Annotated in this window: 30 protein-coding genes; 19 read left to right on the top strand and 11 right to left on the bottom strand. The window is 73.3% G+C overall.

Annotation, left to right across the window (positions count from 1 at the left end; genetic code table 11):
• Positions 1–2: 2 nt before the first annotated feature.
• Genes KAF39_RS08290 through flgN form a run of 10 tightly spaced genes read right to left on the bottom strand, consistent with a single transcriptional unit; the run spans position 3 to position 8170 of the window.
• Entirely contained in the window at positions 3–1175 is a 1173-nt protein-coding gene (locus KAF39_RS08290) for a hypothetical protein (RefSeq protein WP_210676828.1), read from the bottom strand.
• The gene (locus tag KAF39_RS08285) at positions 1159–2274 is read right to left on the bottom strand and encodes a hypothetical protein (protein ID WP_210676827.1); all 1116 of its coding nucleotides are present in this window, start codon (positions 2272–2274) and stop codon (positions 1159–1161) included. The genes KAF39_RS08290 and KAF39_RS08285 overlap by 17 nt, the downstream gene beginning before the upstream one ends.
• Before the next feature lie 5 nt (positions 2275–2279).
• On the bottom strand, positions 2280–2762 hold the full coding sequence (locus KAF39_RS08280; RefSeq protein WP_210676826.1) for a hypothetical protein: 483 nt from the start codon (positions 2760–2762) through the stop codon (positions 2280–2282).
• Entirely contained in the window at positions 2759–3847 is a 1089-nt protein-coding gene (tsaD, locus tag KAF39_RS08275) for a tRNA (adenosine(37)-N6)-threonylcarbamoyltransferase complex transferase subunit TsaD (RefSeq protein WP_210676825.1), read from the bottom strand. Before tsaD ends, KAF39_RS08280 begins: the two co-directional genes overlap by 4 nt.
• On the bottom strand, positions 3844–4332 hold the full coding sequence (gene rimI, locus KAF39_RS08270) for a ribosomal protein S18-alanine N-acetyltransferase (protein ID WP_210676824.1): 489 nt from the start codon (positions 4330–4332) through the stop codon (positions 3844–3846). Before rimI ends, tsaD begins: the two co-directional genes overlap by 4 nt.
• Positions 4329–4946 carry a tRNA (adenosine(37)-N6)-threonylcarbamoyltransferase complex dimerization subunit type 1 TsaB gene (gene tsaB / locus KAF39_RS08265; protein WP_210676823.1) on the bottom strand — a complete coding sequence of 206 codons (618 nt, stop codon included), beginning with the start codon at positions 4944–4946 and terminating at the stop codon, positions 4329–4331. The genes rimI and tsaB overlap by 4 nt, the downstream gene beginning before the upstream one ends.
• 55 nt (positions 4947–5001) lie before the next feature.
• Positions 5002–5373 carry a flagellar assembly protein FliW gene (locus KAF39_RS08260; protein WP_210676822.1) on the bottom strand — a complete coding sequence of 124 codons (372 nt, stop codon included), beginning with the start codon at positions 5371–5373 and terminating at the stop codon, positions 5002–5004.
• Positions 5370–6251: a flagellar hook-associated protein FlgL gene (flgL, locus tag KAF39_RS08255; RefSeq protein WP_210676821.1), complete on the bottom strand. Its 882-nt coding sequence runs from the start codon at positions 6249–6251 to the stop codon at positions 5370–5372. Before flgL ends, KAF39_RS08260 begins: the two co-directional genes overlap by 4 nt.
• Positions 6252–6264: 13 nt before the next feature.
• Positions 6265–7674, bottom strand: a complete 1410-nt coding sequence (gene flgK, locus KAF39_RS08250) for a flagellar hook-associated protein FlgK (protein ID WP_210676820.1) — start codon at positions 7672–7674, stop codon at positions 6265–6267.
• Positions 7675–7687: 13 nt separating this feature from the next.
• Complete coding sequence (gene flgN / locus KAF39_RS08245) at positions 7688–8170, bottom strand: flagellar export chaperone FlgN (protein ID WP_210676819.1); 483 nt, start codon at positions 8168–8170, stop codon at positions 7688–7690.
• A gap of 221 nt (positions 8171–8391) precedes the next feature.
• Here flgN and KAF39_RS08240 point away from each other — a divergent pair, with 221 nt between their 5' ends.
• The 16 genes from KAF39_RS08240 to KAF39_RS08165 all read left to right on the top strand — a co-directional run bounded on the left by KAF39_RS08240 (position 8392) and on the right by KAF39_RS08165 (position 21345).
• The gene (locus KAF39_RS08240) at positions 8392–9195 is read left to right on the top strand and encodes a sigma-70 family RNA polymerase sigma factor (RefSeq protein WP_210676818.1); all 804 of its coding nucleotides are present in this window, start codon (positions 8392–8394) and stop codon (positions 9193–9195) included.
• 81 nt (positions 9196–9276) lie between these two features.
• The gene (locus KAF39_RS08235; RefSeq protein WP_210676817.1) at positions 9277–10107 is read left to right on the top strand and encodes a flagellin; all 831 of its coding nucleotides are present in this window, start codon (positions 9277–9279) and stop codon (positions 10105–10107) included.
• Between the two features lie 88 nt (positions 10108–10195).
• On the top strand, positions 10196–11581 hold the full coding sequence (fliD, locus tag KAF39_RS08230) for a flagellar filament capping protein FliD (RefSeq protein WP_210676816.1): 1386 nt from the start codon (positions 10196–10198) through the stop codon (positions 11579–11581).
• Positions 11578–11970, top strand: coding sequence for a flagellar export chaperone FliS (gene fliS / locus KAF39_RS08225; RefSeq protein ID WP_246878259.1), 393 nt, complete (start codon positions 11578–11580; stop codon positions 11968–11970). The genes fliD and fliS overlap by 4 nt, the downstream gene beginning before the upstream one ends.
• On the top strand, positions 11967–12263 hold the full coding sequence (locus KAF39_RS08220; RefSeq protein ID WP_210676815.1) for a hypothetical protein: 297 nt from the start codon (positions 11967–11969) through the stop codon (positions 12261–12263). Before fliS ends, KAF39_RS08220 begins: the two co-directional genes overlap by 4 nt.
• 112 nt (positions 12264–12375) lie before the next feature.
• Entirely contained in the window at positions 12376–12717 is a 342-nt protein-coding gene (gene flgB, locus KAF39_RS08215; RefSeq protein WP_210676814.1) for a flagellar basal body rod protein FlgB, read from the top strand.
• Entirely contained in the window at positions 12714–13109 is a 396-nt protein-coding gene (locus tag KAF39_RS08210; protein WP_210676813.1) for a flagellar basal body rod protein FlgC, read from the top strand. The genes flgB and KAF39_RS08210 overlap by 4 nt, the downstream gene beginning before the upstream one ends.
• 41 nt (positions 13110–13150) lie before the next feature.
• The gene (gene fliE / locus KAF39_RS08205; protein ID WP_210677993.1) at positions 13151–13411 is read left to right on the top strand and encodes a flagellar hook-basal body complex protein FliE; all 261 of its coding nucleotides are present in this window, start codon (positions 13151–13153) and stop codon (positions 13409–13411) included.
• Positions 13411–15033, top strand: a complete 1623-nt coding sequence (fliF, locus tag KAF39_RS08200; RefSeq protein ID WP_210676812.1) for a flagellar basal-body MS-ring/collar protein FliF — start codon at positions 13411–13413, stop codon at positions 15031–15033. The genes fliE and fliF overlap by 1 nt, the downstream gene beginning before the upstream one ends.
• On the top strand, positions 15030–16034 hold the full coding sequence (gene fliG / locus KAF39_RS08195; RefSeq protein WP_210676811.1) for a flagellar motor switch protein FliG: 1005 nt from the start codon (positions 15030–15032) through the stop codon (positions 16032–16034). The genes fliF and fliG overlap by 4 nt, the downstream gene beginning before the upstream one ends.
• Positions 16024–16632, top strand: a complete 609-nt coding sequence (locus KAF39_RS08190) for a FliH/SctL family protein (RefSeq protein ID WP_210676810.1) — start codon at positions 16024–16026, stop codon at positions 16630–16632. The genes fliG and KAF39_RS08190 overlap by 11 nt, the downstream gene beginning before the upstream one ends.
• Complete coding sequence (locus KAF39_RS08185) at positions 16629–17921, top strand: FliI/YscN family ATPase (RefSeq protein ID WP_210676809.1); 1293 nt, start codon at positions 16629–16631, stop codon at positions 17919–17921. The genes KAF39_RS08190 and KAF39_RS08185 overlap by 4 nt, the downstream gene beginning before the upstream one ends.
• Entirely contained in the window at positions 17918–18340 is a 423-nt protein-coding gene (locus KAF39_RS08180) for a hypothetical protein (protein WP_210676808.1), read from the top strand. The genes KAF39_RS08185 and KAF39_RS08180 overlap by 4 nt, the downstream gene beginning before the upstream one ends.
• A complete protein-coding gene (locus KAF39_RS08175; RefSeq protein ID WP_210676807.1) occupies positions 18337–19686 on the top strand; it encodes a flagellar hook-length control protein FliK in 1350 nt (449 codons plus the stop codon). Before KAF39_RS08180 ends, KAF39_RS08175 begins: the two co-directional genes overlap by 4 nt.
• Positions 19687–19700: 14 nt before the next feature.
• Positions 19701–20159 carry a flagellar hook assembly protein FlgD gene (locus tag KAF39_RS08170; RefSeq protein ID WP_210676806.1) on the top strand — a complete coding sequence of 153 codons (459 nt, stop codon included), beginning with the start codon at positions 19701–19703 and terminating at the stop codon, positions 20157–20159.
• Between the two features lie 25 nt (positions 20160–20184).
• A complete protein-coding gene (locus KAF39_RS08165) occupies positions 20185–21345 on the top strand; it encodes a flagellar hook protein FlgE (RefSeq protein WP_210676805.1) in 1161 nt (386 codons plus the stop codon).
• Between the two features lie 93 nt (positions 21346–21438).
• On the opposite strand, the gene KAF39_RS08160 is transcribed toward KAF39_RS08165, so the two are convergent.
• A complete protein-coding gene (locus KAF39_RS08160) occupies positions 21439–22806 on the bottom strand; it encodes a M23 family metallopeptidase (protein WP_307805135.1) in 1368 nt (455 codons plus the stop codon).
• A 216-nt stretch (positions 22807–23022) separates the two neighbouring features.
• Between KAF39_RS08160 and KAF39_RS08155 the strand changes: the two genes are divergently transcribed.
• Genes KAF39_RS08155 through KAF39_RS08145 form a run of 3 tightly spaced genes read left to right on the top strand, consistent with a single transcriptional unit; the run spans position 23023 to position 24904 of the window.
• On the top strand, positions 23023–23283 hold the full coding sequence (locus tag KAF39_RS08155; RefSeq protein WP_210676803.1) for a flagellar FlbD family protein: 261 nt from the start codon (positions 23023–23025) through the stop codon (positions 23281–23283).
• Positions 23283–24098 carry a motility protein A gene (locus KAF39_RS08150; RefSeq protein WP_210676802.1) on the top strand — a complete coding sequence of 272 codons (816 nt, stop codon included), beginning with the start codon at positions 23283–23285 and terminating at the stop codon, positions 24096–24098. Before KAF39_RS08155 ends, KAF39_RS08150 begins: the two co-directional genes overlap by 1 nt.
• Positions 24095–24904 carry a flagellar motor protein MotB gene (locus KAF39_RS08145; RefSeq protein WP_210676801.1) on the top strand — a complete coding sequence of 270 codons (810 nt, stop codon included), beginning with the start codon at positions 24095–24097 and terminating at the stop codon, positions 24902–24904. The genes KAF39_RS08150 and KAF39_RS08145 overlap by 4 nt, the downstream gene beginning before the upstream one ends.
• Positions 24905–24910 lie beyond the last annotated feature (6 nt).

Raw genomic sequence — 24910 nt, 5'->3', positions numbered from 1 at the left:
CGTCAGCCGTCCGGATCGCGACCGGGGATGTCCACGCGGATCGGGTCCCCCGGCGGCCCGGTCGTCACGAGGAACGAGTCGCCGGAGGCCGAGGTCGCGGTGGCCGACGCGGTGGTGACGGTGAGGTACGGCACCTGCCAGCGGGTGAAGGCGACCTCGATCACCGAGACGGACAGCACCTCGCCGGTCTCCTGCGCGATGTCGACGACCTGGACGCCGAGGCCCGCGTCGATCGCATCCGCGAGGGCCGTGCACTGGCGCGAGCCGTCGACGTCGACGATGAGGCACCGCTGGACGGGGCCCTCGTCCACCGGCCGGTCGCCGAGCCAGACCGGCTGCTCGCGGAACGAGCCCAGGAGCGTGAGACCGAGGGTGTAGCCGTCCTCGATCAGCTCCTCCGCCCGCGGGCGCTGCGCCGCGCCGAACTGGTCGACGAGGGCCGAGGACGACCCCCAGCGCTGGATGCTGACCATCGGCTCGTCCGTGGTGGAGAACACCATCGTCGCGGTGACGCTGTCCACGGCGTACGCGTCCTCCTCGTCGGCGGACGTCGTGCCGGCCACCGGGACCGAGGCGTACAGCCCCGGCGCCACCTCGTCCCGCGGCAGACAGGTCGACTGGGAGTCTTCGCCCACGTCGAGGATCAGGCAGCGGGTGTCGCCGTCGTCCTGCGAGGCGTACCAGGCCAGCGCGCCCTCCCCCTCCGCGACCGCGCGGACGGAGCCGGGATCGTAGTCCTCGGCCAGCCCGGCGCGACGCTGCTCCTGCGCGGGGGTCAGCGAGGGCGTCTCCGCCCGCGGGGCGAACAGCGCCCATCCGGCGCCGAGGCCGATCGCGAGGAGGGCGCCGGCGGCGCCCAGCACCGGGAGGATGCGCGGACGCCGCGCGACGGCGACGGCGGGCGCCGACTCCGGCGGTGACGGCGCGATCGCGAGGGCGGAACCGGGGGCGGCCGCGTCCTCGTCCTCCCGGGCAGCCGTAGCCGGGGGCGGCGGCACGGGAGTCCCGGCGTCGGCGATCGGGGCCGCGGTGCGCCGGCGGCGCTCGTCCTGGAGCTCGCGCAGTCGCCGGGCGCCGGCGGCGTCCAGGCCGCCGTCGGGGCCGTAGGCCGCCCGTTCGAGCGCGCGGAGCTCGTCCGCGTCGTCGCCGTCCGGCCGCTCAGTCTCCTCCCGCACCGACGCCCATCCCCTCTCGGATGATCACGAACGACCCGGGGCCCGCGGTCGGCAGCTCGTATGTGGTGACGCCGCCGCTCTCCGTGTCGGTCACCTGCAGGCGCAGGCGGCCGTCGTGCTCCTGCAGGGTCTCCGTCGTCTCGCACACCATCGGGGCGTCCGGCGTGGAGCCGTCGTAGATGAGGCACTGCCGCCCGGTCTCGCTGTCGGATGCGGTCCAGACCGGCACGTCCCCGTCGTAACCGGCGATCCAGATCGAGTTCGCGGCGAACCCCTCGGCGGCCAGCCGCTCAGCCGTGGCGGTCTCCGCCTCGGTGGAGTAGGTGATGCCGCCGAGACCGTCCGGCCCGTACTCGGACACGCTGACGGCCACCGCCGGCTGCCCGTCGGCGGTGAGGAGCAGCTGCGCCATCACCTCCCGGGAGTCCTCCGCGTCCCGTTTCGTCGTGATCGAGCCCCAGAGGCCCTCCGCCTGCACGGCCTCACGGCCGTTGCAGCTCGGCGTGACGCTGGTCCCTGACCCCAGCACGAGGCAGATGCTCTTCCCGCCGTTCTGCGTCGCCATCCAGATCACCGCGTCGTCCTCGACCGCGATCGGGCGCACCGATCCGCTGTCGTACCGCCCGGAGGCGATGAGGTCGGCCTGCCACTGCTGCTGCTCCGGCCCGAGGGCGACGGCCTCGCCGCCCCGCCCGAAGGCCAGCCACCCGACGCCGATGCCGAGGAGCAGGACCACGACGGCGGCGAGCGCGAGAACGCCGAGCCGCCGACGACGGACGGGCGCGGTCGCGGACGGCTCCGCACTCGGCTCCGTGTCCTCGCTGCCGGTCCCGGGCTCCGGGACGGCGCCGTCGTCACCCGTCTCCTCCCCGGCGGGTGCGGCGGCGTGAGGGGAATCGTCGTCGTCCGCAGGCGCGGCGACGGGAGCGGAGGGCTCGGTGCTGTCGTGGGAGAGCGCGGCGGAGGGCGGACGCCGGCGAGCCTCATCCAGCTCGCGCAGCCGCGCGGCCTCGGCCTCCGTCAGATCACCGCCCGGCCCGAAGGCCTTGCGCTGCAGGGCCCTGCGCTCCTCGACTCCGTCGTCGCTCGCCGCGCTCATCCCGCCTACCCCAGCCTCTCGAACTGCATGCCCGCCCAGACCAGCCACCCGAGGCTGTACACCGTGGCGCAGAGCCCGAGGACGAGCGCCCAGCGCGCGATCGCCCGGTTCTCGACGGGGCGGCGGAGGGACATGATCGCGGCGATCACCGCGACGATGGCGACGGGGATGCCCCAGCCGACGAAGAACGAGGCGCCGAGCGCGACGATCGCTGCCAGCAGCGCCCACGGTGCCAGGCGCGTATCGTCGACGGTCGCCGGCTCCGTGGCCGGCTCCCAGGTATCCTCCTCCGCGTGATCGAGGTCCGGGCCGCTCACCACGACCGGCTCGATGCCCACGGGACCCGTCGGCAGCTTCGTGTACCCCTCCCGCGGCGCCCCGGGCAGGCGGGCGGACCCCGCCGGGCGCTCGACCTGGCCGCTGGCGCGCTCGACCCGGGCGCGGGGAGTGCCCGCGCCGGGCGCCGGATCCTCGGGGAGCCCGCTCACGCCGGCACCGCCTCCGCCACCTGGATCTCGGTCACCGGCAGCGTCGAGTCGGCACCGAAGCCGAGCGTCGACGCCGGGCGTCCTGAGGCGATGAGCTCCGCGGCCAGCGCGGCGATCATGGCGCCGTTGTCGGTGCAGAGCGACAACGGCGGGATGCGCACCGTGACCCCGGCCGCGGCGGCCCGCGCCAGCGCGACCTCACGCAGCCGCCGGTTCGCGATCACACCGCCGCCGAGCAGCAGCCGCGGCACCCCGAGGTCGGCACAGGCGTTGAGCGCCTTCGTGACGAGGACGTCGACGACGGCCTCCCGGAAGCTCGCCGCGACATCGGCGATCGGCAGCGCGCGCGCCTCGGCGCCGGCCGCGGCGTTCTCGGCCTCGAAGCGCTCCACCCACCGGGCGACCGCGGTCTTGAGACCGGAGAACGAGAAGTCGTAGCGGTGCTTCGCGAGGTCGGACGCCCGGGAGAGACCGCGCGGGAAGCGGATCGCGTCGGGGTCGCCGCCGACCGCGGCCCGATCGATCTCGGGGCCGCCCGGGTACGGCAGGGAGAGCAGCCGCGCGACCTTGTCGAAGGCCTCGCCCGCCGCGTCGTCCACCGTCTCGCCGAGCAGCTCGACGTCGGTCGTGAGATCGCGCACGTGGAGCAACGAGGTGTGGCCGCCCGATACGAGCAACGCGATCGTCGGGTACTCCAGGGGCGCGGCGTCCGGGGTGAGGATGTCGGCGGCGATGTGTCCGACCAGGTGGTTGACGGCGTAGAGGGGCTTGTCGAGGGAGACCGCCAGGCCCTTCGCCGCCCCGACGCCGACCATGAGCGCACCGGCGAGCCCGGGACCGCTGGTCACTGCGACCGCGTCGAGGTCGGCGAGGCGCACGTCGGCCTCGGCGAGGGCGGCATCGATGGCGGGCTGCAGCGCCTCCAGGTGGGCGCGGGCGGCGACCTCCGGGACGACGCCGCCGTATCGGGCGTGCTCGTCCATGCTCGACGCGATCGTGTTGGACAGCAGCGTGCGACCGCGCACGATGCCGATCCCGGTCTCGTCGCAGCTCGTCTCGATGCCGAGCACCAGCGGCTCCCTCATGCGTTCGCCTCCTCCGGCGTGTCGGCGGCCACGGGGTGGCGGCGCAGATCCCGTCGCATCACGATCGCGTCGACGTCGTCGGGCTGATAGTAGCGGGGGCGCCTGCCGATCTCCTCGAAGGCCTCCGACCGATACAGGTTCTCCGCCGCCGGATTGTCGGCGCGGACCTCGAGGAACACCTCTCGGGCCCCGCGCGCCGCGGCTGCGCGGAGCAGCGCGTGCAGCAGCGCCCGCCCGCGTCCCCGCCCGCGGAACGCCCTGTCGAGCGCGATGGTCTGGATGTCGGCGTCGGGGCTCCCCTGCAGCGCCCGTACTCCGCCGTAGCCGATGATCGCCCCGGCCTCCTCGTCCACGAGGTAGCGGCCGTGCGGGCTCGACAGTTCGCTCGCCATCGTCTCCCGGCTCCAGGCGTCGGTCGGGAACGAGCGATCCTCGATCGCCATGACGGCGTCCAGATCGTCCGGACGCGCCTCCCGCAGCGTCATACACCCACCTTCTTCGGGGCGCCCGGCAGCGTCACATCCGGGTGCCGCAGATAGAGCGGTTCGTCGCCGGCGAGTGTCCGGCCGGCGGCGAGGGCGCGGGCACCGACGCGGGCGAGGTCGACCGCGGAGAGCGTCGTCACGTCGACGCGGCGGATGTCGCCCAGGTGCGCATCCGCGTCCGCCGCCCGCACGAGCACCGTGTCGGCGACCGTCCGCGGGATCCCGTCCTCGTCCTGGCCGTCGAACACCGTCACGGCGACCTCGCGCCGCCGGGCGTCGGTGACGACCGCGAACGGTCCGGTCACCGTCTCGAGGACGGTCAGCGCCGCTGCCGTATGACTCGGGACGGGGACGACGGGGACGCCGCGGCCGAGCGCGAACGCACGCGCCGTGGCGATGCCGATGCGCAGCCCCGTGAAGGGACCGGGCCCCATGCCGGCCACGACGTGCGTGATGCTGTCGGCGCCGCCGTCGCGGAGCACGTCGCGCACCAGGTCGCCGATGACCTCGGCGTGACCGAGCGGGTCGGCGGTGCCGGCGTCGGCGCGCCGCGTGCCATCCGGGTCGATGAGGGCGACGGCGGTGCCAAGGGACGTGTCGACGGCGAGGATCACCCCTCCAGGGTAGTCGCCGTGCCGCCGGGGAACGCCCGGTCTCGGCCCCCGCCGGTCAGCCCAGCGGGGCCCGCACCGGGTAGTCCTGATCCTCCAGGATCACCTGCGCCGCCGCCCCGGTCGTGCGGTTGACGACGACCGGCGCGAGGAGGTTGACGCTCACGCCGTCGGATGCCGGGTGGGCGACCACGAGCACGAGGGCGTCCTCCGGAGAGCCCAGTGAGAGGTCGGCGACCTGGGTGTCGCTGAGCGTCGGGGCGTACTCGGCGAGCACCGTGTTCGGGTCGACCAGATACAGCCGCAGGGACTCGTCCTGGACGGCCCGCATCGCGAACAGGCCGTCCGCGCCGTCGACGGGCGCGAGCGCGAAGTCGACGTGCGGGGCGAGCCCGGGCGGCGGAGACGTGAAGGTGAGCGCCGCGGTCATCGCAGGAACTCCATCAGCGTGGGCTGCAGCACCCGCGCATTGACGGCGAGCGCCGAGCGGTACACAAGCTCCTGCGCCTGTAGGCGGATGAGCACCTCGACCGAGTCGACGTCCTCGACCGCCGCCCGGCGGGACTCGAGGGACACGGAATTCTGCACTGCCGCCTCCTTGGCGCGTTCGATCTGAGCCTGTCTGGTGCCCACCGAGCCCTGCACACCGAGCATCGCCGTCCGGCGGGAGTCGATCTCCGCCAGCCGGGGGCCGACGTTGGTGCCGGAGCGGAGGTCGGCGGCGATGCGGTCGACGAGGGCGAACACCGAGTCGTCGCCGACGCCGAACACCGCGGCGCCGTCCGTGTCCACGCGGACCGCCGCCGCATCCGACACCCGCCGGGAGACGTCCGAACCCGCCACCCCGCTGTACGAGTAGTCGGCGGCGAACGCCGCCGTGTCCGAGGTGCCGGCGAACACGGAACGGCCGAGCAGCCGGGTGTTCGCCTGGGCGAGGAGCTCGTCGCGGATGCCCTCGAGCTCGACGGCCAGAGCCTCCTTCGCCGCGGCGTCCAACGCCCCGTCGTTGGCCCCCTGCGCCGTGAGATCGCGGACGCGGGACAGCAGGGACGTGCTGGAGGTGATGGCGGAGTCCGCCGCCGTCACCCAGGCCAGGCCGTCGTCGATGTTGCGCGCGTACTGCTCCGTGCGCCGCTGCTCCGCGTGCAGCGCGAGCGCCGCCGCGGCCGCGGCCGGGTCGTCGGAGGGGGCGGCGAAGGCCTTCTGCGACGTCGCCTGGTCCTGCAGCCGCGCCAGCTCGGACAGGTGGGATTGCAGCTGGCGCATCGCCGTCTGCGTCATGGTGGTCTGGGTCACGCGAGAGATCACGATGCTCCTCCGATCAGCGTCCGACGACGCCCGTGCGGTTGATGAGGACGTCGAGCGCCTCATCGACGGCGGTGAGCACTCGGGCCGCGGCCTGGTAGGCGGTCTGGTAGGTGAGGAGGCTGATCGTCTCCTCGTCGCCGTCGACCGCGGCGACCGACTGCTGGGCCCCGACCGCGCCGACCGCGGCCGCGTCGGACACCGTGGCCCGCTGCACGTCGGCGGCGGTCGCGACGCCGAAGCGCGTCACCTGGTCCGTCCACAGCGCGTCCGGGGACGTCGCGCGCTGACCGATCTGCGAGATCAGGTCGGCGTTGCTCGCGTCCTTCGCGCCCGCCCCCGGTGCGGCAAGGGCGAGCTCCGCCGGCGTCGCGACGGCGACCCGCAGGCCGAGCGCGGCCGAACCGGTCGCCGGAACCGTGAAGAAGTCCCCTCCGGGCTGTCCGGTCGCGGTGACGCCCGCGCGGTGCTGCTCATTGAGCGCCGTGGCCAGCGCCGTGGCCACGCGGTCGTACGTCGCGGCGAGCTGGGCCAGCATCCCGCCGTCGGCGGCCGGCGCCAGCACGGACAGCGAGCCGCCGAGCTCTCCGCCGTCGACGACGAGGGGGAGGTCGGGCACGGACTCCCACGCCACGCCGACGCGGGTGGCGCCGTCGATGGTCGCGGATCCGGTCAGGGCGATGTGCCGGGCGTCGCCGCCGGCGACCAGCGCGTTGCCGCCCAGTCGCACCGTGAGCGTCCCGTCGGCCTCCACCGTCGCCGTCGCTCCGGCGAGCCGGGCCACATCCTCCGCCAGCACGGTGCGGCGATCGGTGAGCTCGTTGGCGGAGCGTCCCGCGGCGAGCGCGTCGCGGATCTCCGTGTTGAGCACGGCGATCTGGTCGGCGGCGGCGTTGACCTGGCTGACGGTCCGCTCCGCGGTCCCGCGCGCTGCCGTCCACTGGGCCGCGACGGTGCGGTAGCCGCCCGAGATGTGCGCGGCGAGCTCCTTCGCCGACTCCAGCACGCTCGCGGCGGCCGCCCCCGAGTCGGGGGTGTTGGCGAGGTCCTGCCACCCCGCCCAGAACGTCGTCAGCCGGTTCGCGAGGCCCTTGTCGGTCGGTTCGGCCAGCGCCGACTCCGCCGTCGTGGCCGCGAGCGCCCGCGTCGCCCAGTAGCCCGCGGCGCCGATCGTGTCACGGACCCGGGCGTCGAGCAGCGCGTCGCCGAGCCGGGCGACGCCGTCGATCGACACGCCGTGCCCCGGCAGGGCGCCCATGCTGAATCGTCCGGTCTGCGCGACGGCGGCGATCGACGAGGTCTCGACGCGCTGCCGCGTGTACCCCTCGGTCTTCTGGTTGGCGATGTTCTGCCCGACCACGTCCATGCCCCGCCGCGCGGCGGCGAGGCCGCTGGCGGCGGTGGTCAATCCACTGAAGGTCGACATGATCCCCTCTCGGTCACATCTCGGTGTCGATGATGCGGGCGGCGTCCTCGCGGGCACGGTCGCCGCGCGTGGTGTATTCGCCGCTCTCCTGGCCGAGCGCGGCGATGGTCTCCTGCGTGGCGCGGAGGACCCCGCTGAGCTGCTCCGCGGTGGAGTCGCGCATCTGCTCGACCTCCGCGGTCAGCCGCACGAGGGCGCGCATGTGGTCGGAGAAGACGTCGCCCCAGGCGCCGTCCGGCGCGTGCTCGATGAGCTGCGAGATGGTCGCGTCCTCCGGCGCCCCCCACTCCTCGGCGACGCCGGCGACCTCGACGGTCCTGGCCAGTCCCGCGGAGCGGAGACGATCGAGTACCTGATCGATCTCGCGTGCCGCAAACTGTATCCATTGCGAACGTCCGGCGGCGAGCAGCAGTTGCTGCTCATCGAGTTTGAAAAGCAGCATCTCGAGCAGCTCGCGCTCTCGCCAGAGCTGCATCGATAGTTCGTTGGCTCCCATGATCCCCTTGTTCCCCCAGCGATCCCCCGCCCCAACGCCGGTGTGATCGACCCGCCTGTTAACGGTTCATTAATCTCTATCGGCCACCGCGCCCCTAAGGTTACTATGTGGAGCGGCGGTGGGTAGTTCTCCCCATGGACATATCTCGGACCTTGTGATATGGCCATCTACCTCTCGTCATGGAGCTTCCGGAGTGCATCCAGAGAGGTGGATCATCCCCCATGTCGTCGCGCGCTGAGCGCAACCGCCTCGTCGAGGCCAACCTCCCCCTGGTCGGCTATCTCGCCGCGGACACCCATGCTCGGGCAACCCACATCCCCCGCGAAGAGCTCGCCGCCGTCGGCGCGCTCGCCCTCGTGACCGCCGCCGACGCGTACGACCCCGCGCTCGGCGTCCCCTTCGGCGCCTACGCCCGGCGTCGCATCCTCGGCGCGTTCGCCGACGAGATGCGCGCGATGGACTGGGCCTCGCGGGGCATCCGCAAACGCATCAAGGAGACCGTCGCCGTCCGCGACACTCTCACCGCCGCGCTCGGACGCACGGCCACGGCCACCGAGGTCGCCACCGCGATGGGCTCCCCCAAGGAGGCCGTGGTCGAGGCCCTCGCCGACGCCGCCCGCACGGTGTCGACCCTCGACGACCCTGCGACCCGCGAACTCGTCGCCGACATCCCCCTCCCGGAGGAGTCCGCACTGGTCGGCGAACGGCGGGAGGTGCTGGAGCACGCCATCACCGCTCTCCCGGAGCGCATGCGCCGCATCATCGTGGCCGTCTACTTCGAGGAGCGTCCGGTGAAGGAGATCGCCGAGGAGCTCGGCGTCACCCATTCGGCCGTCTCCCAGCAGCGCTCTGAGGCGGTGCGCCTGCTCCGCGACGCCCTCGACCGGTACTTCGCCGACGGCGCCGTGCCCGCGCCCACCACCACGCGGGTGTCACCCGCGGCGCGGGACGCCTACTTCGGCCGCATCGCGGAAGCCGCCGGCGCCCGGATCGGCGATGTGTTCCGCGCCGCCGCGCCCGCCTAACGCACCCCCGCCCTCCGCCGATAGGTGAGAGCAGGAGACCACGGACGGTCTCCTGTACAACACATCACGGAGGAAACCCTCATGGGTATGCAGATCAACACCAACGTGTCGGCGCTCAACGCCTACCGCAACCTGTCCAGCACGCAGAACGACCTGTCGAAGTCGCTCGAGAAGCTCTCGAGCGGCCTGCGCATCAACCGCGCAGCGGACGACGCTGCCGGCCTCGCGATCTCCGAGGGCCTGCGCTCGCAGGTCAACGGCCTGAACGTCGCGGCCCGCAACGCCCAGGACGGCATCTCGGTCATCCAGACCGCAGAAGGCGCCCTGACCGAGGTCCACTCCATCCTGCAGCGCGTCCGCGACCTGACCGCTCAGGGTGCGAACGACTCGAACAACGCGAAGTCGCGCGACGCGATCCAGAAGGAGATCAACACCCTCGGTGACGAGCTCACCCGGATCGCCGAGAGCACGAACTTCAACGGCATCAAGCTGCTCTCGGGCGGCACGACGCTGACGTTCCAGGTGGGTGCGGGCGCGGTCGCCGCCGAGGACCAGATCTCGGTCGCCCTGACCGACTTCGCCGACCTCGGCGCGGACATCAAGGGCTACGCGGCGACGATGACGAACGCGGCGACGTATGGCGCCGCACTCGCCGACATCGACACCGAGATCCAGGCGGTCTCGACCGCACGCGCCGGTTACGGTGCGCTGCAGAACCGCTTCGAGTCGACCATCAACAGCCTCAACGTGTCGGCGGAGAACCTCGCCGCCGCCGAGAGCCGTATCCGCGACACCGACATGGCGTCCGAGATGGTCAAGTTCACGTCCGCGAACATCCTGTCGCAGGCGGGAACGGCCATGCTGGCCCAGGCCAACCAGGCCAACCAGGGCGTGCTCCAGCTGCTGCGCTGATCCGCGCCGCCGCACGGAATCACTCCGGGGGTCCGGGTGACGGCTTCGGCCATCGCCCGGGCCCCGCCGCACACAGAAGGGAAGCCGCATGTCGCTCTCGCTCGACGGCCTCGTCTCGGGGCTCAAGACCACCGAGGTCATCAAGGCGCTCATGGACGTGCACGCCATCCCCCGCACGCTGCTCAAGGCCAAGATCGACGACAAGAACGTCATCATGACGCAGCTGCGCACCCTCAACACGGCCGTGCAGAACCTCGCCGCCGCCGCCGAGAAGGCCGCAGCGCCCGGCGGTCTGGACCGCTTCACCGGCACCTCGTCCTCCGAATCGGTGAAGGTCGCGCTGCGCACCGGCGCCGCCCCCGTGTCGACCGACATCGTCGTCGACCGTCTCGCCCAGGCGCACACCGTCGTCTCCGCCGCCGCGTCCCGCTGGCCCGCGGACCCGCCCGTCCTGGTGCTCGAGGACGCCGCGGGCGAGCGCATCGAGGTGCAGGCCGACTCGACCTCGATGCAGGACATCGCCCAGGCCATCAACGACGCCGACACCGGCATCCTCGCCACCGCCGTCCCCGCCGGCACGGCCGCCGACGGCACTCCCGTCTACCGCCTGCAGCTCCGGGCCGAGGAGTCCGGCGAGGCCGGACGGTTCCGCGTGTACAGCGGCGACCTCGCCGCGGTCGCCGCCGGCACCGCCGCGGACGTGTCAGCGGAGCCCGGCGCCGCCGTCATCGCGACGGGCACCGACGCCCAGCTGCGCCTCTGGGCCGGCACTGCCGCCGAACAGGTGATCACCTCGTCTGGCAACACCTTCACCGATCTCTTCGACGGCGTCGACGTCACGGTCTCCGCCGTATCGGCCACGCCCGTCACCGTCACCGTCGCCGTGGACGGCGAGGCCAGGACCGCGGCCTCCGGCGAGTTCATCGCCCTCCTCACCGACATCCTCACCCGCATCGACAACGGCTCGAAGGCCACGGTCGCCACGGGACAGGGCGAGAAGACGACGCTCGGTGTGTTCACCGGAGACAGCACCATCCGCAGTCTGCGCACGGCCCTCGCCGACGCCGTCCAGTACCCCGTGGACGGCGTCTCGCCCTCCACGATCGGCATCTCGACCGACATGTACGGCAAGCTCACCTTCGACGAGGAGAAGTTCGCCGAGGCGCTCGCGAAGGACCCGGCGGCCGTGGGCAGCCTCTTCTCCGCGGTCGCCAGCCGCATCGAGGAGACGGCGACGTCGTACTCGGACAAGTACGAGGGCCTGCTGACCTCGCGGATCACCGGGCAGGAGAGCGAGGTCAAGAGCCTCGGCGAGCAGATGGAGCGCTGGGACGTGCGCCTCGCCCAGCGCAAGGCCTCCCTGGAGCGCACCTACGCCCGCCTCGAGGTGATGCTGTCGCAGATGCAGTCGCAGTCCTCGTACCTCGCGTCGCAGATCAGCGCCCTGCCCAGCAGCCGTTCGGGGGACTCATGAGCATGAACGCCGCCCTGCGCGCCCAGCAGCGCTACCGCGAGGACGCCATCCTCTCCGCCCCGCCGGAGCGCCTGGTGACGATGCTCTACGACCGCCTTCTGCTCGACATCGAACGCGCCGAGACCGCGCAGCGGGCAGCCGACTGGGGCGAGGCCAACGCCCAGCTCCAGCACGCGCAGGCCATCGTCACCGAGCTGTCGTCGTCCCTCACCGACGACTGGAACGGCAGCGCCGGGCTGCGCTCCCTCTACGTCTTCCTCACCCAGACCCTGATCGGGGCCAACATCGGCCGCGACCCCGAGCGCACCCGCGCCTGCCGGGAGCTCGTCGTGCCGCTGCGCGACGCGTGGCACGCCGCCGCCCTGGCCGTCGCGGAGGGCCGCGCGTGACCGACGACGACTGGAGCGCGCTGCTGGACCGCCTGGAAGCGGACGCCGACCGGATCCTCGCAGCGCCCCCGGGCGCGGTCGAGGTGCACGACATCGTGCCGTGGGCCCCGCCGCCCACCCCGCTGCCCGCGCACCTGGCCGCCCGGGCCCGCGCCGTGATCGACCGGCAGCACGAGGCCATGACGCGCGCCCGCTCCGAGCTCGAGGGGCTGCGGCGACACCTCGGCGCGGTCCGCCGGATCCCGGCGCCCCGCACCCCTGACGCCCCCGCGTTCCTCGACGTGGACGGTTGAGCGACTCCCCTAACGAAACCACCGGGCCGGCCGACAGTGCCCCGAGAGCACGGATCGCTCGCAAGACTCGGCCAGGGAACGGCCACTTCACCCACACACGGGGAGCCGTTTCGTGTTCGATTCTGTGACCATCACCGCGCTGACGAGTGCGCTGAACGGGCTCTCGCTGCGCCAGCGAGCGATCGCCGACAACATCGCCAACATCAACACCCCCGACTACCACGCCAAGCGCGTGCAGTTCGAGGCCGCACTCGCCGACTCGATCGCCGCCGGCGACGGGGACGTGACGGCCACCGTCGGGACCTCGCTCGAACCGACCCGCCTGAACGGCAACAACGTCAACCTCGACACCGAGACGCTCTCCAGCATCGACACGATGCTGCGGTACCAGTTCGCGACACAGGCCGTGAACGGCTCGTTCTCGTCGATGCGCACGGCGATGAGGACCTCATGACCTTCGACGCGATCGGCATCGCCGGTACGGGACTCACCGTGCACCGCAAGTGGCTCGACGCCATCAGTGACAACATCGCCAACATCAACACGGCGACACCGACCGACGGCGCGGCGTTCCGGGCCCGCTACATCCTGGCACAGACCAGCGACCGATCCCCCGGGGTCTACGTCGCCGGAACCGTCCAGGGCGACGCGGAGGGCCGTCTCGTGCACCAGCCCGACCACCCCCTCGCCGACGCCGACGGCTACGTGCGCTACCCCGACATCGACCTCGGAGACCAGATGAGCCAGCTGATCCTCGCGCAGCGCGGATACCAGGCGAGCGCGGCGACCGTGGACCGCGCCCGCACCTCCTACGAGGCGGCGCTGCAGATCGGACGCAACGCGTGAGCGCCGTCGCCGGCATCGAAGCCGTCGCCTCGTCCCTCGGCATGACCACCTCACCCGTGACGGGGGCGAAGACCGGCGACGACGCCGCCTTCGCGAACAGCGTCACCGGCGCGATCGACGAGCTGCGCTCGCTGCAGTCCGAGTCCGACACCCTGAAGGTCGCCGCCGTGACCGGCGACCTCGACGACATCCACGCCGCGATGATCGCCTCCTCGCGCGCCGCCGTCACCCTCGAACTCGTCGCCGCCGTCCGCAACAAGGGCGTCGACGCGTTCAACGAGATCATGCGGATGCAGGCCTGATGCCTCCCGCAGTGACCGGGGCGTTCCAGCGGATGCGGCGCATGATCGCCGGGTTCTCGCTCGCGCAGCGCACCATCGCCGTCATCGGCATCGCCGTGCTCGCGCTCGGCATCATCGCCCTGTCCAGCTGGCTCAGCCGCCCCACCTACACGCCGCTGTTCTCCGGGCTGAACGCGTCGGACGCGAACGCCGTGGTGGAGCAGCTGCGCTCCGCCTCCGTGCCGTACGAGCTCGCCGACGGCGGCGCCACCGTGCTGGTGCCCGAGAAGGACGTGTACGACCAGCGGCTCGCCGCCGCCTCCGCCGGACTGCCCAGTGCCGGATCGGCCGGCTACTCGCTGCTCGACGACATGGGCGTCACGACGAGCGAGTTCCAGCAGTCGGTCACCTACAAGCGCGCGATCGAAGGCGAGCTCGCCGCGACGATCAGCGCCATCGACGGCGTCTCCGCGGCCTCCGTGCAGCTCGCGATCCCCGAGGAGAGCGTCTTCGTCGCGGAGACCGTCGACCCGACCGCCTCCGTGTTCGTGGAGACCGCGGGGAGCACGACGCTCGACCAGAAGCAGGTCGAGGCCATCGTGCACCTCACCTCGGCCGCCGTGAGCGGCATGAAGCCGGAGAACGTGGCCGTCGTGGACCAGACCGGACGGACGCTGTCCACGGTCGGCGGCGGCGCCACCGGCGGACTCGACCAGCAGGCCGGCGACTACGAGGCCCGCGTCGCCGCGAGCGTGCAGCAGATGCTCGACACCGTCGTCGGACCCGGCAACGCGACCGTCACCGTCGTCGCGGAGATCGACCGGTCGGTGAACGAGCGCGTCGAGGAGACCTACACGCCCGCCGAGGGCGCACCCCCGCTGACCGAGGAGGTGCGCGAGCAGAACAGCAACGGCTCCACCTCCGACGCCGGCGTGCTCGGCCCCGACAACATCGCCGTGCCCAACGGGAACGGCGACGGCACCTACACCGCCACCGAGGAGACCCGCACCAACGCCGTCAACAAGGCCACCGAGAGCACCTCGACCCCCGCCGGCACCCTGCTGCGGCAGTCCGTGTCCGTCGCGGTGGACGCGGGAGCGGGCGGCGACATCGGCGCGGGCCAGCTCAGCGACCTCGTGGCCACCGCCGCCGGCATCGACCGCACCCGCGGCGACGAGCTCGCCGTCGAGCTCGTCGCGTTCAGCCAGACCGACGCCGAGGCCGCGCAGGCCGCCCTGCAGGCGGCCAAGGAGGCCGAGGACTCCGCGCGTCAGGCCGCGCTCCTGAACACGATCATCGTCGCGGCCGCGATCGCCATCCCCCTCATCGCCGCGATCGCCGCCCTCATCGTCCGTTCCCGGCGGAAGGCGGAACGCGTCGAGGAGTTCGACCAGCTCTTCGGCGAGCGTCCCGCCGAGCTGTCCGCGCTCTCCGCGGACGCGCCGACCGCCGTCCTGGAGGCACCGACCACCCCGCTCGCCTTCCTCGAGACGGCGCCGGACCTCGACCCCGACCCGGAGCCGGAGCCCGCCCAGATCAGCCTCGAGCGCCGCCGCGCCGAGATCGACGCGCTCACCCGGCAGGACCCGCAGCGCACCGCCGAGCTGCTGCGCACCCTCATCGACGACAGGTCGCACGCATGAGCGGACTGACGGACCGGCAGACCGCCGCCATCGTGCTCATGAACCTCGACCGTGCGCAGGCCGTCGAGGTCATGAAGCACCTCTCGGAGGCGGAGGCCGAGGCGGTCGCCGCCGAGATCATCGGCCTGCAGGACCTCGATGTCGAGACGACCGCGCAGGCCCTCGGGCAGTTCCACCGGATCGCCGCCGGTCACCTTCCCCCGGCCCGCGGCGGTCGCGACATCGCCGCCGGGCTGCTGGAGGCCTCGTTCGGATCGGAGCGGGCGGCCGCGGTGCTCGGCCGGGTCGGGTCGAGCTCGATGAGCGCCTCCTTCGAATTCCTCGCCTCCGCCGACGCGGCCCACCTCGCGACGCTCCTCGACGGGGAGCTGCCGCAGACGGTCGCCCTCGTGCTCGCCCACCTCCCCGCCGATCAGGCCGCCGCCGTCCTCGCCGCGCTGCCCGACCCGGCCCGCACCGACGTCGCCCAGGCCATCGCCACGATGGGCACGGCCTCGCAGGACGCCATCGCGATCGTCGCCGAGGCTCTGAAAGCGCGGACCGGCAGTCTCGCCTCGCGCGACAGCCCCGAGGTGCTCGGCGGCGTCGAACCGCTCGTGGAGATCATCGGCCGCTCGGGCGCGACGATCGAGAAGGCCCTGCTCGCGAGCATCGAGGACCGCGACAGCGCCCTCGCGGAGGACATCCGCTCGCGCATGTTCACCTTCGCCGACATCGTGAAGCTCGACGACCGCGACACCCAGCGCGTGCTGCGGGGCATGGACATCCGCTCCCTGGCGCTCGCGCTCAAGGGCGCCCAGCAGCCGATCGTCGACCTGATCCGCCGCAACGTGTCGGAGCGCAACCGCGAGAACCTCGACGAGGAGGCCCGCACGCTGGGCCCGGTGCGGGTGTCGCAGGTGGAAGAGGCGCGGGCCGAGATCGTCCGCACGATCCGGGCGCTCGAGGCGGCGGGAGACATCACCGTGCAGCGCGCCGACGAGGACGAGTATGTCTACTGACGCCTTCGCGCCCGCGGCGTTCCCCCGGCTGGGCGGTCCCGACCACCGGGCCGAGCAGGAGCGCGCCCGCCGCCGCGGGTACGCCGAGGGGCACGCCGAGGGCTTCCGGGCCGGCGCCGCGGAGGCCGCCGCCGCGCGACGCTCCGCCGAAGCCGCCGCGACGGAGCGGGAGCGTGTGCGCGCCGCGGACGTCGCCGCCGCGATCGCCGCCCTCGATGCCGCGGCGCGGTCGCTGACCGCCCGAGAGGCGGAGCTGGAGGCCGCCGCGACGACGCAGGTGCTCGCCCACGCGATCGACCTCGCGGAGCTCATCCTCGCGGCCGAGCTGAGCACTGCGGGGTCGTCCGCGGCCCCCGCCGCCCGCCGCGCCCTCAGCGCGACCGATGCCGCCGCCGTGCGCGCGATCCGGGTGCACCCCGACGATCTCCGCGTCCTCGCCGCGGAGAACGGTGACGGCGACGGCGCGCTCCCCCTCCTGTCCGACGTGACGCTCACCCGCGGCGACGCCGTGGCCGTGCTCGCCCACGGCGTCATCGATGCCCGGGTCGGCGCGGCGCTCGACCGCGCCCGCCGCGCCCTGCGGGAGAACGCGTCGTGAGCGTGTGGACCGCCGTACGTGCGGCCGCGCTCCCCGAACGCGTCGGAGAGGTGTCGCAGGTGCGCGGACTGAGCGTCCAGGTCCGCGGACTCGACGGGGCCGTGGGCGACGTCGTCACCCTCGACGGCATCGACGCCGAGGTCGTCGCGACGGGTGAGGATGGGCTGCGCTGCATGCCGCTGGCCCCCGTCGCCGGACTCACCGTCGGCGCACCGGTCCGCGGACGCGGGGGCCCCGTGCGCGTCCCCACCGGGCGTGCCCTGCTCGGTCGGGTGCTGGACGGTCTCGGACGGCCCATCGACGGCAAGGGCCCGCTGACGGCGCCGCACGTGAGCCTCGACCACGCGACGCCGTCGATCATGGAACGCGACCGCATCGTCACCCCGCTGCCCCTCGGCGTGCGCGCTCTGGACACCCTCGTCAGCGTCGGACGCGGGCAGCGCGTCGGCCTGTTCGCCGGCTCCGGGGTGGGGAAGTCGTCGCTCCTGTCGATGATCGCCCGCGGCACCGAGGCCGAGGTGACCGTCATCGCCCTCGTCGGCGAGCGCGGCCGCGAGGTGCGCGAGTTCATCGAGGACGACCTGGGGCCTGAGGGACTCGCGCGATCCGTCGTCATCGTCTCGACCTCCGACCAGCCGGCGATGGCCCGCATCCGCGCCGCCTTCACCGCCACCCGCATCGCGGAGGCCTTCCGCGACGAGGGCGCCCACGCGATCCTCATGATGGACTCGCTGACCAGGGTCGCGATGGCCCAGCGCGAGATCGGGCTCTCGGCCGGCGAACCCCCGGCGACACGCGGCTACCCGCCCTCCACCTTCTCCCTCCTCGCCGGGCTGCTGGAGCGCGCGGGCACCGACCGCGCCGGCTCCATCACCGGCATCTACACCGTGCTCGTCGACGGCGACGACCACAACGAGCCCATCGCCGACACGGTCCGCTCCATCCTCGACGGGCACGTGGTGCTCGACCGCGCCCTCGCGCTCGCCGGGCACCACCCCGCCATCGACGTCCTCGGATCGGTGTCCCGCGTCGCGGGGAAGATCACGAGCCCGGAGCACCGGGCACACGCCGCCACCCTCCGTGCGGTGCTCGCGGCCCGCCGCCGCGCCACCGACCTCATCGACATCGGCGCGTACCACGCCGGGGCCGACGCGCGCATCGACGCGGCCATCGCGCACGAGCGCGCCATCACCGCCTTCCTCACGCAGCCGCTGGACGAGACGAGCCGCATCGGCGACTCCTGGGAGCGGCTGGAGAGCCTGGTCGCCGCGTTCGAAGGGGTGTCATGAGCAGAGGCTTCTCCCTCGCCGGTCTCCTGCGCGTGCGGGAGATCCAGGAACGTGCGGCCGCCCAGCGCCTGTCGCGCGCGGTGATCGACGCGCAGCACACCGAGGCCAGGGAGCGCGCGCTGCGGGCGCACCTCGCCGGAACCGAGACGGAGGCCGTGGACGTGCGCACGCTCGCCGCGCTCGCGGCCGCGCGGGTCTCCGGTCGCGCCCTGCTCGCGGATCTCACCGCCCTCGCCGACCTGCAGCAGGAGACCGTGGCGGAGGCGCGCGACGCGCACGCCGACGCCCGGCGCACGCTCCGCGGCCTCGAACGACTCGCGGAGGGCCATGCCGACCGGGTGCGGGCCGCCGACCTGCACGCCGAGCAGGCGGAGCTGGACGAGATCGGCTCACGCCCCCGGACGGAGGGACCGGCATGACCGCCCTCGACCTCCTCCTCGCTCTGGATGCGCGCGGGCCGCGTGCTTCCGCCGCGGACGCGCGCACCGGCACGGCCGGCGCGGCCGCGTTCGCCGCGGCCGTCCGGGATGCGGCACGGGAGACGACGCCCGCCGGTCCTGACGCATCCGCCGGCGCGGACACGGCCCCGGCCCCCGGGACCGACGGCGATCCCGCGGCCGGGGTCCCGACCGACGGGGCCGCCGCACCGCTGGGGCTTCCCGTGCCGCCGCCGACTGCGGGCACGCTGCCCGGGGCTCCCACTCCGGTCGTCGAGGACGCGGCGGCGCTGCCGGACGCGCCTCCCGCGTCGACGGAGAGCACTCCGGCGGCCGCGGGGGCATTCCTCCCGTCCGTTGCCGGACAGGATGCGCCCCTCGGGGCACCCGGGAGCACCCTCTCCTCGGCCCCGGCCCCGGACGCCGCCGCACCCCTGATGCCCGAGGCGACGCCTGCCGGCGCGCACGCCGCGCCCGCGCCTGCCCCTCTCCCGAGTTCCGCGCCGCCAGCGGCCCCGTCTCCGGATTCCGTGCGCAGCGGCGCGGGCCTGCCGGCCGGTGCGCCCTCCGGAGGGTCCGCGGCCGGTGCGCTCGCCGGCGCGGAGAGCGCACCGGGCGCCGCGGCGGACGGCCTGCTCCTCCCGGTCCCGGCGACCGCCCCGGCACCCGACCCGGTGACCGTCGCCCCGGCGACCGCGGAGGCGACGACCACCGCCTCCGGAGCGGCCACACCCCCGACGCCTCCCGCGGTGACGTCCTCGCCCGGGGCCGCGCCGAGCGTCGAGCCGGTCGCCGCGGGCGCCATCGCAGCCCCCAGCCCGGCGGCGGGCACGCCCCTCGCCCCCGCAGCCCCGCCGACCGCGGTCGCCGCACCGCCCCGACCGGCTCTCCTTCCGCAGGTGGCGGCGCCCGTCGTCTCGCTCGCCCAGGCCCCGGACGGCGACCACCGCATCACGCTCACGGTCTCCCCGGAGAACCTGGGTCCCGTCACCGTGCGCGCCCTCATCGCCGGATCCTCGATCCGCATCGAACTGCACGCCCCCGGCGAGCTCGGGCGGGACGCGCTGCGCGCCATCCTCGCAGATCTCCGCCGCGACCTGGCCATCGCGGCCCCGCAGGCGACCCTCGGACTCACGACCTCGGACGGCTCGCCCTCCTCGCCGCAGCACGGAGCGGCGCACGGAGGCCAGACCGGGGGCGGCGGCCCCGAGGCCCAGCGGCACCCGGCGGCCCGTACCCCGGCGGCCTCACCGGCGCCCCCGGACGCTCCCCCCTCCCCGCCCGCCCCGCTCGCAGCCCCCCGCGGCGGCATCGACGTCTACGCCTGACCAGAGAGGACCCCATGACCACGGTCGACTCCATCCCCGGCACGCTTCCCCCCGGTGCCACACCGACGACGGGCGTGCAGACCGGCAGCACGACGCCGGCGACCGAGCGCAAGAAGACGCTCGACTCCGAGGTGTTCCTCAAGCTGCTCGTCACCCAGCTCACCAATCAGGACCCGAGCTCGCCGATGAACACGAACGAGATGATCTCGCAGACCACGCAATTGGCCTCCATGGAGCAGCTGACGGCGCTCGCCTCCACGAGCACCGAGAGCTTCGCCCTCAGCATGCGCCAGACCGCCGCGGCCCTCCTCGGCCAGGAGGCGCAGTACGTCGACGCCGACGGCACCACCCGGAAGGGGATCGTCACCGCCGTCTCGTACGCCGGAGCCGTCCCCGTCGTCACCATCGGCGACGCCTCGATCCCCCTCGACGCCGTCTCCGGCGTCTCCCTCGTCCCCGGCACCGCTGCCTGACCCCGCTCCCCAGAAAGGCATCCCCATGCTCCGCTCGCTCTTCTCCGGCATCTCCGGACTCCGCTCGCACCAGACCATGCTCGACGTCACGGGCAACAACATCGCCAACGTCAACACGACCGGCTTCAAGGCGTCGTCCGTGCAGTTCCAGGACTCGCTCTCGCAGCTGCTGCGCAACTCGATGCTGCCGCAGCAGGCGACCGGCGGGCAGAACCCCGCCCAGGTCGGGCTCGGCGTGCAGGTCGCCGGCATCAGCACGAACTTCGCCGGCGGCGCCCCGCAGCCGACCGGTGTTCCGACCGACCTGATGATCTCGGGCGACGGCTTCTTCGTCGTCCGCTCCGGCGGAGAGACCCTCTACACCCGCAACGGCGGCTTCACGTTCGACGCGAGCGGCCGCCTCGTCGGAGCGGGCGGCGCTCTCGTGCAGGGCTGGACCGCGCGCAACGGCGCGATCGTCCCCGGACAGGGCATCGGCGACATCACCCTCCCCGTCGGCGCCCTCAGCCCCGCGGCCGCCACCACCACCGCGCGCGCCACCGGCAACCTGCCGTCGGGGGCCGCGGTCGGCGAGACGCTCGTGCGCGACATCAAGACCTACGGCGCCGACGGCTCCGCGTCCACCCTGCGGCTGACGTTCACGCGCAGCGCGACCGGCTGGGACGTCACCGACGGCGCGGGCGCGAGCACCGCACTGACGTTCACCGACGGCGTGCAGAACGGCGCCGGGAGCATCGTCTCGGGCGGCGTCACGGTCGACCTGTCCGGGGTGACGGGCTTCGCCGATGTCAGCGACATCGCGATCAAGGAGCAGAACGGCAAGCCGGCGGGCACCCTGAGCTCGTACGCGCTGACGAACGACGGCAGCCTCGTCGGCACCTTCAGCAACGGCGACACGCAGGTGCTCGCCCGCATCGCGCTCGCCGGCTTCGTCAACCCCGGCGGGCTGGAGAAGGTCGGCTCGTCGCAGTTCCGTCCGAGCGGCAACTCGGGCGAGGCCGAGCTCGGTCAGCCCGGTACGAGCGGCCTCGGCGGCATCATCAGCGGCGCCCTGGAGATGTCGAACGTCGACCTCTCGCAGGAGTTCACCAACCTCATCGTCGCGCAGCGCGGCTTCCAGGCGAACGCCCGCATCATCACCACGAGCGACGAGGTGCTGCAGGAGCTCACGAACCTCAAGCGCTGACCCCTTCCCGAGACCCCGTCTTCGCGCCGACGCCCCGCCCTCTCCACACGGATACGGCGGGGCGTCGGCGACAACGCGGGGCGGCGGGGCGGGTCAGACGTAGATGCCGCGCTGCTCCATGAAGCGGACAGGGTTCGTGTACCCGCCGTTGATGTAGACCTCGAAGTGCAGGTGGCAGCCGAACGAGCGACCGGTGTCCCCCGCATAGGCGATGACCTGACCGGAGCGCACCCACTGTCCGCTGCGGACGTTGATGCCGCCGGGCTTGATGTGGGCGTATCCGGTGCTGACGCCGCCGCCGTGCTGGATGCGGATGTAGTTGCCGTAGTTCCCGTTCGGCCCCGCGTAGTCGACGGTGCCGGAGTTCGCGGCGTAGATGGGGGCGCCGCAGCCGTTGGCGAGGTCCGCCCCGTAGTGGAAGCTCGACGAGCAGCCCTGGGGGCCGCAGATGGGAGTGCGCGGACCGTAGCTCGAACTGCGCGCACCGCCGTGCGGGCGCACCCAGCCGCCGTTGCCCGCCGATCCGCCGCCGCCACCGCCGCCGCCGCTGTTCCCGCGACCGGCGGCGGCTGCCGCCGCGGCGGCCGCGGCCGCCTCGCGCTTGCGGCGGGCTTCCTCTTCCCGCTTCCGGGCCTCGACGCCGGCCTGGTATCCGGCGACCGTCTTCGTCGTGGTGTCCTTGAGGGCCGCCAGCTGTGCCTTGAGGGTCTCGAGGTTCGCGGCCTGCTCGTCGAGCGCTGCCTGGGCGGCGTCCGCCGCCTGCTGCGCCGCGATCATCTTCTGCTCCGCGACCTGCTGCAGGCGGTCGCGCTCGTCCCGGGCGACCTGCGCCTGGGCGGTGAGCGCCTGCGCGGTGTCGCGGGCCGAGACGGCGTTGTCGTACGTGGTCTGGTTGTACTCGAGGAACTTGTTCATCGTGCCGAGGCGCGACAGCAGCTCGTCGGCGTTGGCCCCCGACCCGGCGAAGAACAGCTCCAGCGCGGTGTCGTCGCCGCCGCTCCGATACAGCTGCGCCGCGATCTGACCGGCCTTCTTCGCCGTCTGCTCCGCGAGCGCGGACTGCTCATCGGCCTGCGCCTGCAGCGTCTCCGCCTCGGTGATCGCCGCGAAGTAGGCCTGCTGGGCGGCGTAGAACTCGTCCGACGCGACCTGTGCCGCCGCCTGCGTGTCGGCGACCTTCTGCTCCAGCGACTGGATGAGCCCCTGGATGCGGGTGACCTCGCCGGCCTTCGCGGCTTCGTTGTTCTTGGCGCGCTGCACGTCGTCCCAGCTGGGGTACGACGCGGCGTGCGCGGCCGTGACGCCCGAACCGACGCCGAACGCGGCGAGCGCGACCACGCCCAGTGCGCCGATGCCGAACGCGCTGCGCCGGCTCACCGGGCGGCCCCACAGGGCACCCCGCTCGGCCGCCGTCGGCGCGCACCCGCACTCCTCGGCCGCCGTCGCGGCGGCCTCCTCCACGTTCCGATCCCGCACAAGGCTCCCTTCGCCCGCTGCTCATCGTCCCCCGCCCCTGCTCCCTATCGGCGGCGACGCGCCCGTCGTGAGAAAGATCCCGCCCGGTCCCGCCCCCGCGCTAACGCCGCGCGGCGTCCGGCCGACAGTCCCCTCCGACAGCCCAGGACGGGCCGTCGGTTCCTCGCCTCCGGGCGGGGCGAGCTTTCCAGGATGGAGCCCATGATCGTCCTCACGCGCCTGAACCGTTCCCGGTTCGCGGTGAACCCCGACCTGATCGAACGTGTCCAGGCCACGCCGGACACGACGATCATGATGGTCGACGGCGCGACCTTCGTCGTCACGGAGACGATGGACGACGTGATCGCCCGCATCACCCGGTTCCGCGCCGGAGTCCTCGCGACGGCCGCCGCGCTGATCGCCGCCGACGGCGACATCGACGGCGCGCCGTCCGGCGCCCCTGTGACGGGAGGGGATGTCTGATGGATCCGTCCCTCATCCTCGGTCTCGTCCTCGCGTTCGGCGCTCTGGTCGCCATGATCAATCTGGAGGGCGCGACGATCGGTTCGCTGCTCCTCCCCGCGCCGATGGTGCTCGTGTTCGGTGCGACGATCGCGGTCGGTCTCGCCAGCGGCACCCTGCGCGACGCCCTGCACGCCGTGAAGTCCCTCCCCCGCGCGTTCCGCGGCGAGCGCCGCACCGCGCAGAGCACCATCGACACGGTCGTCGGCTACGCGGAGAAGGCCCGCGCCGAGGGCCTGCTCGCGCTGGAGCAGGGACTGGACGAGGAGAAGGACCCGTTCCTGCGGCAGGCCCTGCAGAGCATCGCCGACGGCACCGACGCGGAAGACCTGCGGGTGCTGCTCGAGGACGAGCTGACGTCGACCGCCGCCCGCAACCGCACGGCCTCGCGCTTCTACATGACCCTCGGCGGGTTCGCCCCCACCGTCGGCATCATCGGCACGGTCGTCTCCCTCACCCACGTTCTGGAGAAGCTCGACAAGCCGGACACGCTCGGACCGATGATCGCCGCCGCCTTCGTCGCCACCCTGTGGGGCCTGCTGTCGGCGAACTTCATCTGGCTGCCGATCGGCGGCCGCCTGCAGCGTCTGGGCGAGCTGGAGCTGGAGCGCATGACGGTGCTCATGGAGGGCATGCTCGCCGTCCAGTCCGGTGCCGCTCCCGCCCACGTCCGCGAGCGTCTCAGCGCCCTCGTCTCCGACCGTTCCGGGGGCCGCCGCTCCCGTCGCCGCGAGCAGCCCGCGGAGACGGAGGATCACGAGGACCTCTTCTCGTGAGCGTCCGCACCCGACGGCGCGTCCCGGAGTCCGAGCACAGCGGGCCCGATGAGCGCTGGATGGCGTCGTACCTCGACATGGTCACGGTGCTGATGTGCATGTTCATCGTCCTCTTCGCGATGTCGACCGTGGACCAGGAGAAGTTCGAGGCGCTGAGCGCGTCGCTGGCCACCGGGTTCGGCCAGGAGCCCTCCGACGACGTGGACGTGACCAGCGGGGTGGTCGTCCCGCCGGAGCTCGTCGACGACGAGGGCGAGGACTTCGCCGACACCGGGCTGGAGGCCGCGCAGCGGGAGTTCGATGAGCTCTCGGCGCTGCGCGAGCGCCTCCGCCAGGTCCTCGCGGAGCGGGGACTGGAGACCGACGTCACCTTCACGATCGATGAGCGGGGGCTGACGATCGGGCTCGTGAGCGCGGAGACCTTCTTCACTACCAACAGCACCGCCCTCAGCCCCGCCGCGACCCAGGTGCTCGATGCGCTGGGATCGGTCCTGGTCACCGCGCCGAACGAGATCTCGGTGGAGGGCCATGCCGATGCCCGCGGCTCGGTCGCCCCGTTCCCGACCAACTGGGAGCTCTCCGCCGGACGCTCGACGCAGGTGCTGCGCTACCTCGTCGAGTCTGCCGGCCTGCCGCCCGCGCACCTCAAGTCGGTGGGCTTCGGCGACACCCGTCCGGTGGCCGCCGGGAGCACCGCGGAGCAGCTCGCGGAGAACCGCCGGGTCGACATCGTCATCCTCTCCGACGCGAGCGAGGAGGTGCGAGCGCTGATCCCGGCGGCGGGTGCGGCGCAGACCTCGCCCTGACCGTCC

Origin of the sequence: Microbacterium sp. BLY, from assembly GCF_017939615.1 — a bacterium.
GTDB lineage: Bacteria > Actinomycetota > Actinomycetes > Actinomycetales > Microbacteriaceae > Microbacterium.
The sequence above is the reverse complement of the archived record's forward strand: the minus strand, read 5'-3'. Positions and strand labels throughout refer to the sequence as shown.

Excerpts from the sequence above, each read along its gene's own strand:
- KAF39_RS08285 (WP_210676827.1), bottom strand. The coding sequence starts at position 2,274 with ATGAGCGCGGCGAGCGACGACGGAGTCGAGGAGCGCAGGGCCCTGCAG.
- tsaD (WP_210676825.1), bottom strand. The coding sequence starts at position 3,847 with ATGAGGGAGCCGCTGGTGCTCGGCATCGAGACGAGCTGCGACGAGACC.
- rimI (WP_210676824.1), bottom strand. The coding sequence starts at position 4,332 with ATGACGCTGCGGGAGGCGCGTCCGGACGATCTGGACGCCGTCATGGCG.
- KAF39_RS08260 (WP_210676822.1), bottom strand. The coding sequence starts at position 5,373 with ATGACCGCGGCGCTCACCTTCACGTCTCCGCCGCCCGGGCTCGCCCCG.
- flgK (WP_210676820.1), bottom strand. The coding sequence starts at position 7,674 with ATGTCGACCTTCAGTGGATTGACCACCGCCGCCAGCGGCCTCGCCGCC.
- flgN (WP_210676819.1), bottom strand. The coding sequence starts at position 8,170 with ATGGGAGCCAACGAACTATCGATGCAGCTCTGGCGAGAGCGCGAGCTG.
- KAF39_RS08240 (WP_210676818.1), top strand. The coding sequence starts at position 8,392 with ATGTCGTCGCGCGCTGAGCGCAACCGCCTCGTCGAGGCCAACCTCCCC.
- KAF39_RS08235 (WP_210676817.1), top strand. The coding sequence starts at position 9,277 with ATGGGTATGCAGATCAACACCAACGTGTCGGCGCTCAACGCCTACCGC.
- fliD (WP_210676816.1), top strand. The coding sequence starts at position 10,196 with ATGTCGCTCTCGCTCGACGGCCTCGTCTCGGGGCTCAAGACCACCGAG.
- fliS (WP_246878259.1), top strand. The coding sequence starts at position 11,578 with ATGAGCATGAACGCCGCCCTGCGCGCCCAGCAGCGCTACCGCGAGGAC.
- KAF39_RS08210 (WP_210676813.1), top strand. The coding sequence starts at position 12,714 with ATGACCTTCGACGCGATCGGCATCGCCGGTACGGGACTCACCGTGCAC.
- fliE (WP_210677993.1), top strand. The coding sequence starts at position 13,151 with ATGACCACCTCACCCGTGACGGGGGCGAAGACCGGCGACGACGCCGCC.
- fliF (WP_210676812.1), top strand. The coding sequence starts at position 13,411 with ATGCCTCCCGCAGTGACCGGGGCGTTCCAGCGGATGCGGCGCATGATC.
- fliG (WP_210676811.1), top strand. The coding sequence starts at position 15,030 with ATGAGCGGACTGACGGACCGGCAGACCGCCGCCATCGTGCTCATGAAC.
- KAF39_RS08190 (WP_210676810.1), top strand. The coding sequence starts at position 16,024 with ATGTCTACTGACGCCTTCGCGCCCGCGGCGTTCCCCCGGCTGGGCGGT.
- KAF39_RS08180 (WP_210676808.1), top strand. The coding sequence starts at position 17,918 with ATGAGCAGAGGCTTCTCCCTCGCCGGTCTCCTGCGCGTGCGGGAGATC.
- KAF39_RS08175 (WP_210676807.1), top strand. The coding sequence starts at position 18,337 with ATGACCGCCCTCGACCTCCTCCTCGCTCTGGATGCGCGCGGGCCGCGT.
- KAF39_RS08170 (WP_210676806.1), top strand. The coding sequence starts at position 19,701 with ATGACCACGGTCGACTCCATCCCCGGCACGCTTCCCCCCGGTGCCACA.
- KAF39_RS08165 (WP_210676805.1), top strand. The coding sequence starts at position 20,185 with ATGCTCCGCTCGCTCTTCTCCGGCATCTCCGGACTCCGCTCGCACCAG.
- KAF39_RS08155 (WP_210676803.1), top strand. The coding sequence starts at position 23,023 with ATGATCGTCCTCACGCGCCTGAACCGTTCCCGGTTCGCGGTGAACCCC.
- KAF39_RS08150 (WP_210676802.1), top strand. The coding sequence starts at position 23,283 with ATGGATCCGTCCCTCATCCTCGGTCTCGTCCTCGCGTTCGGCGCTCTG.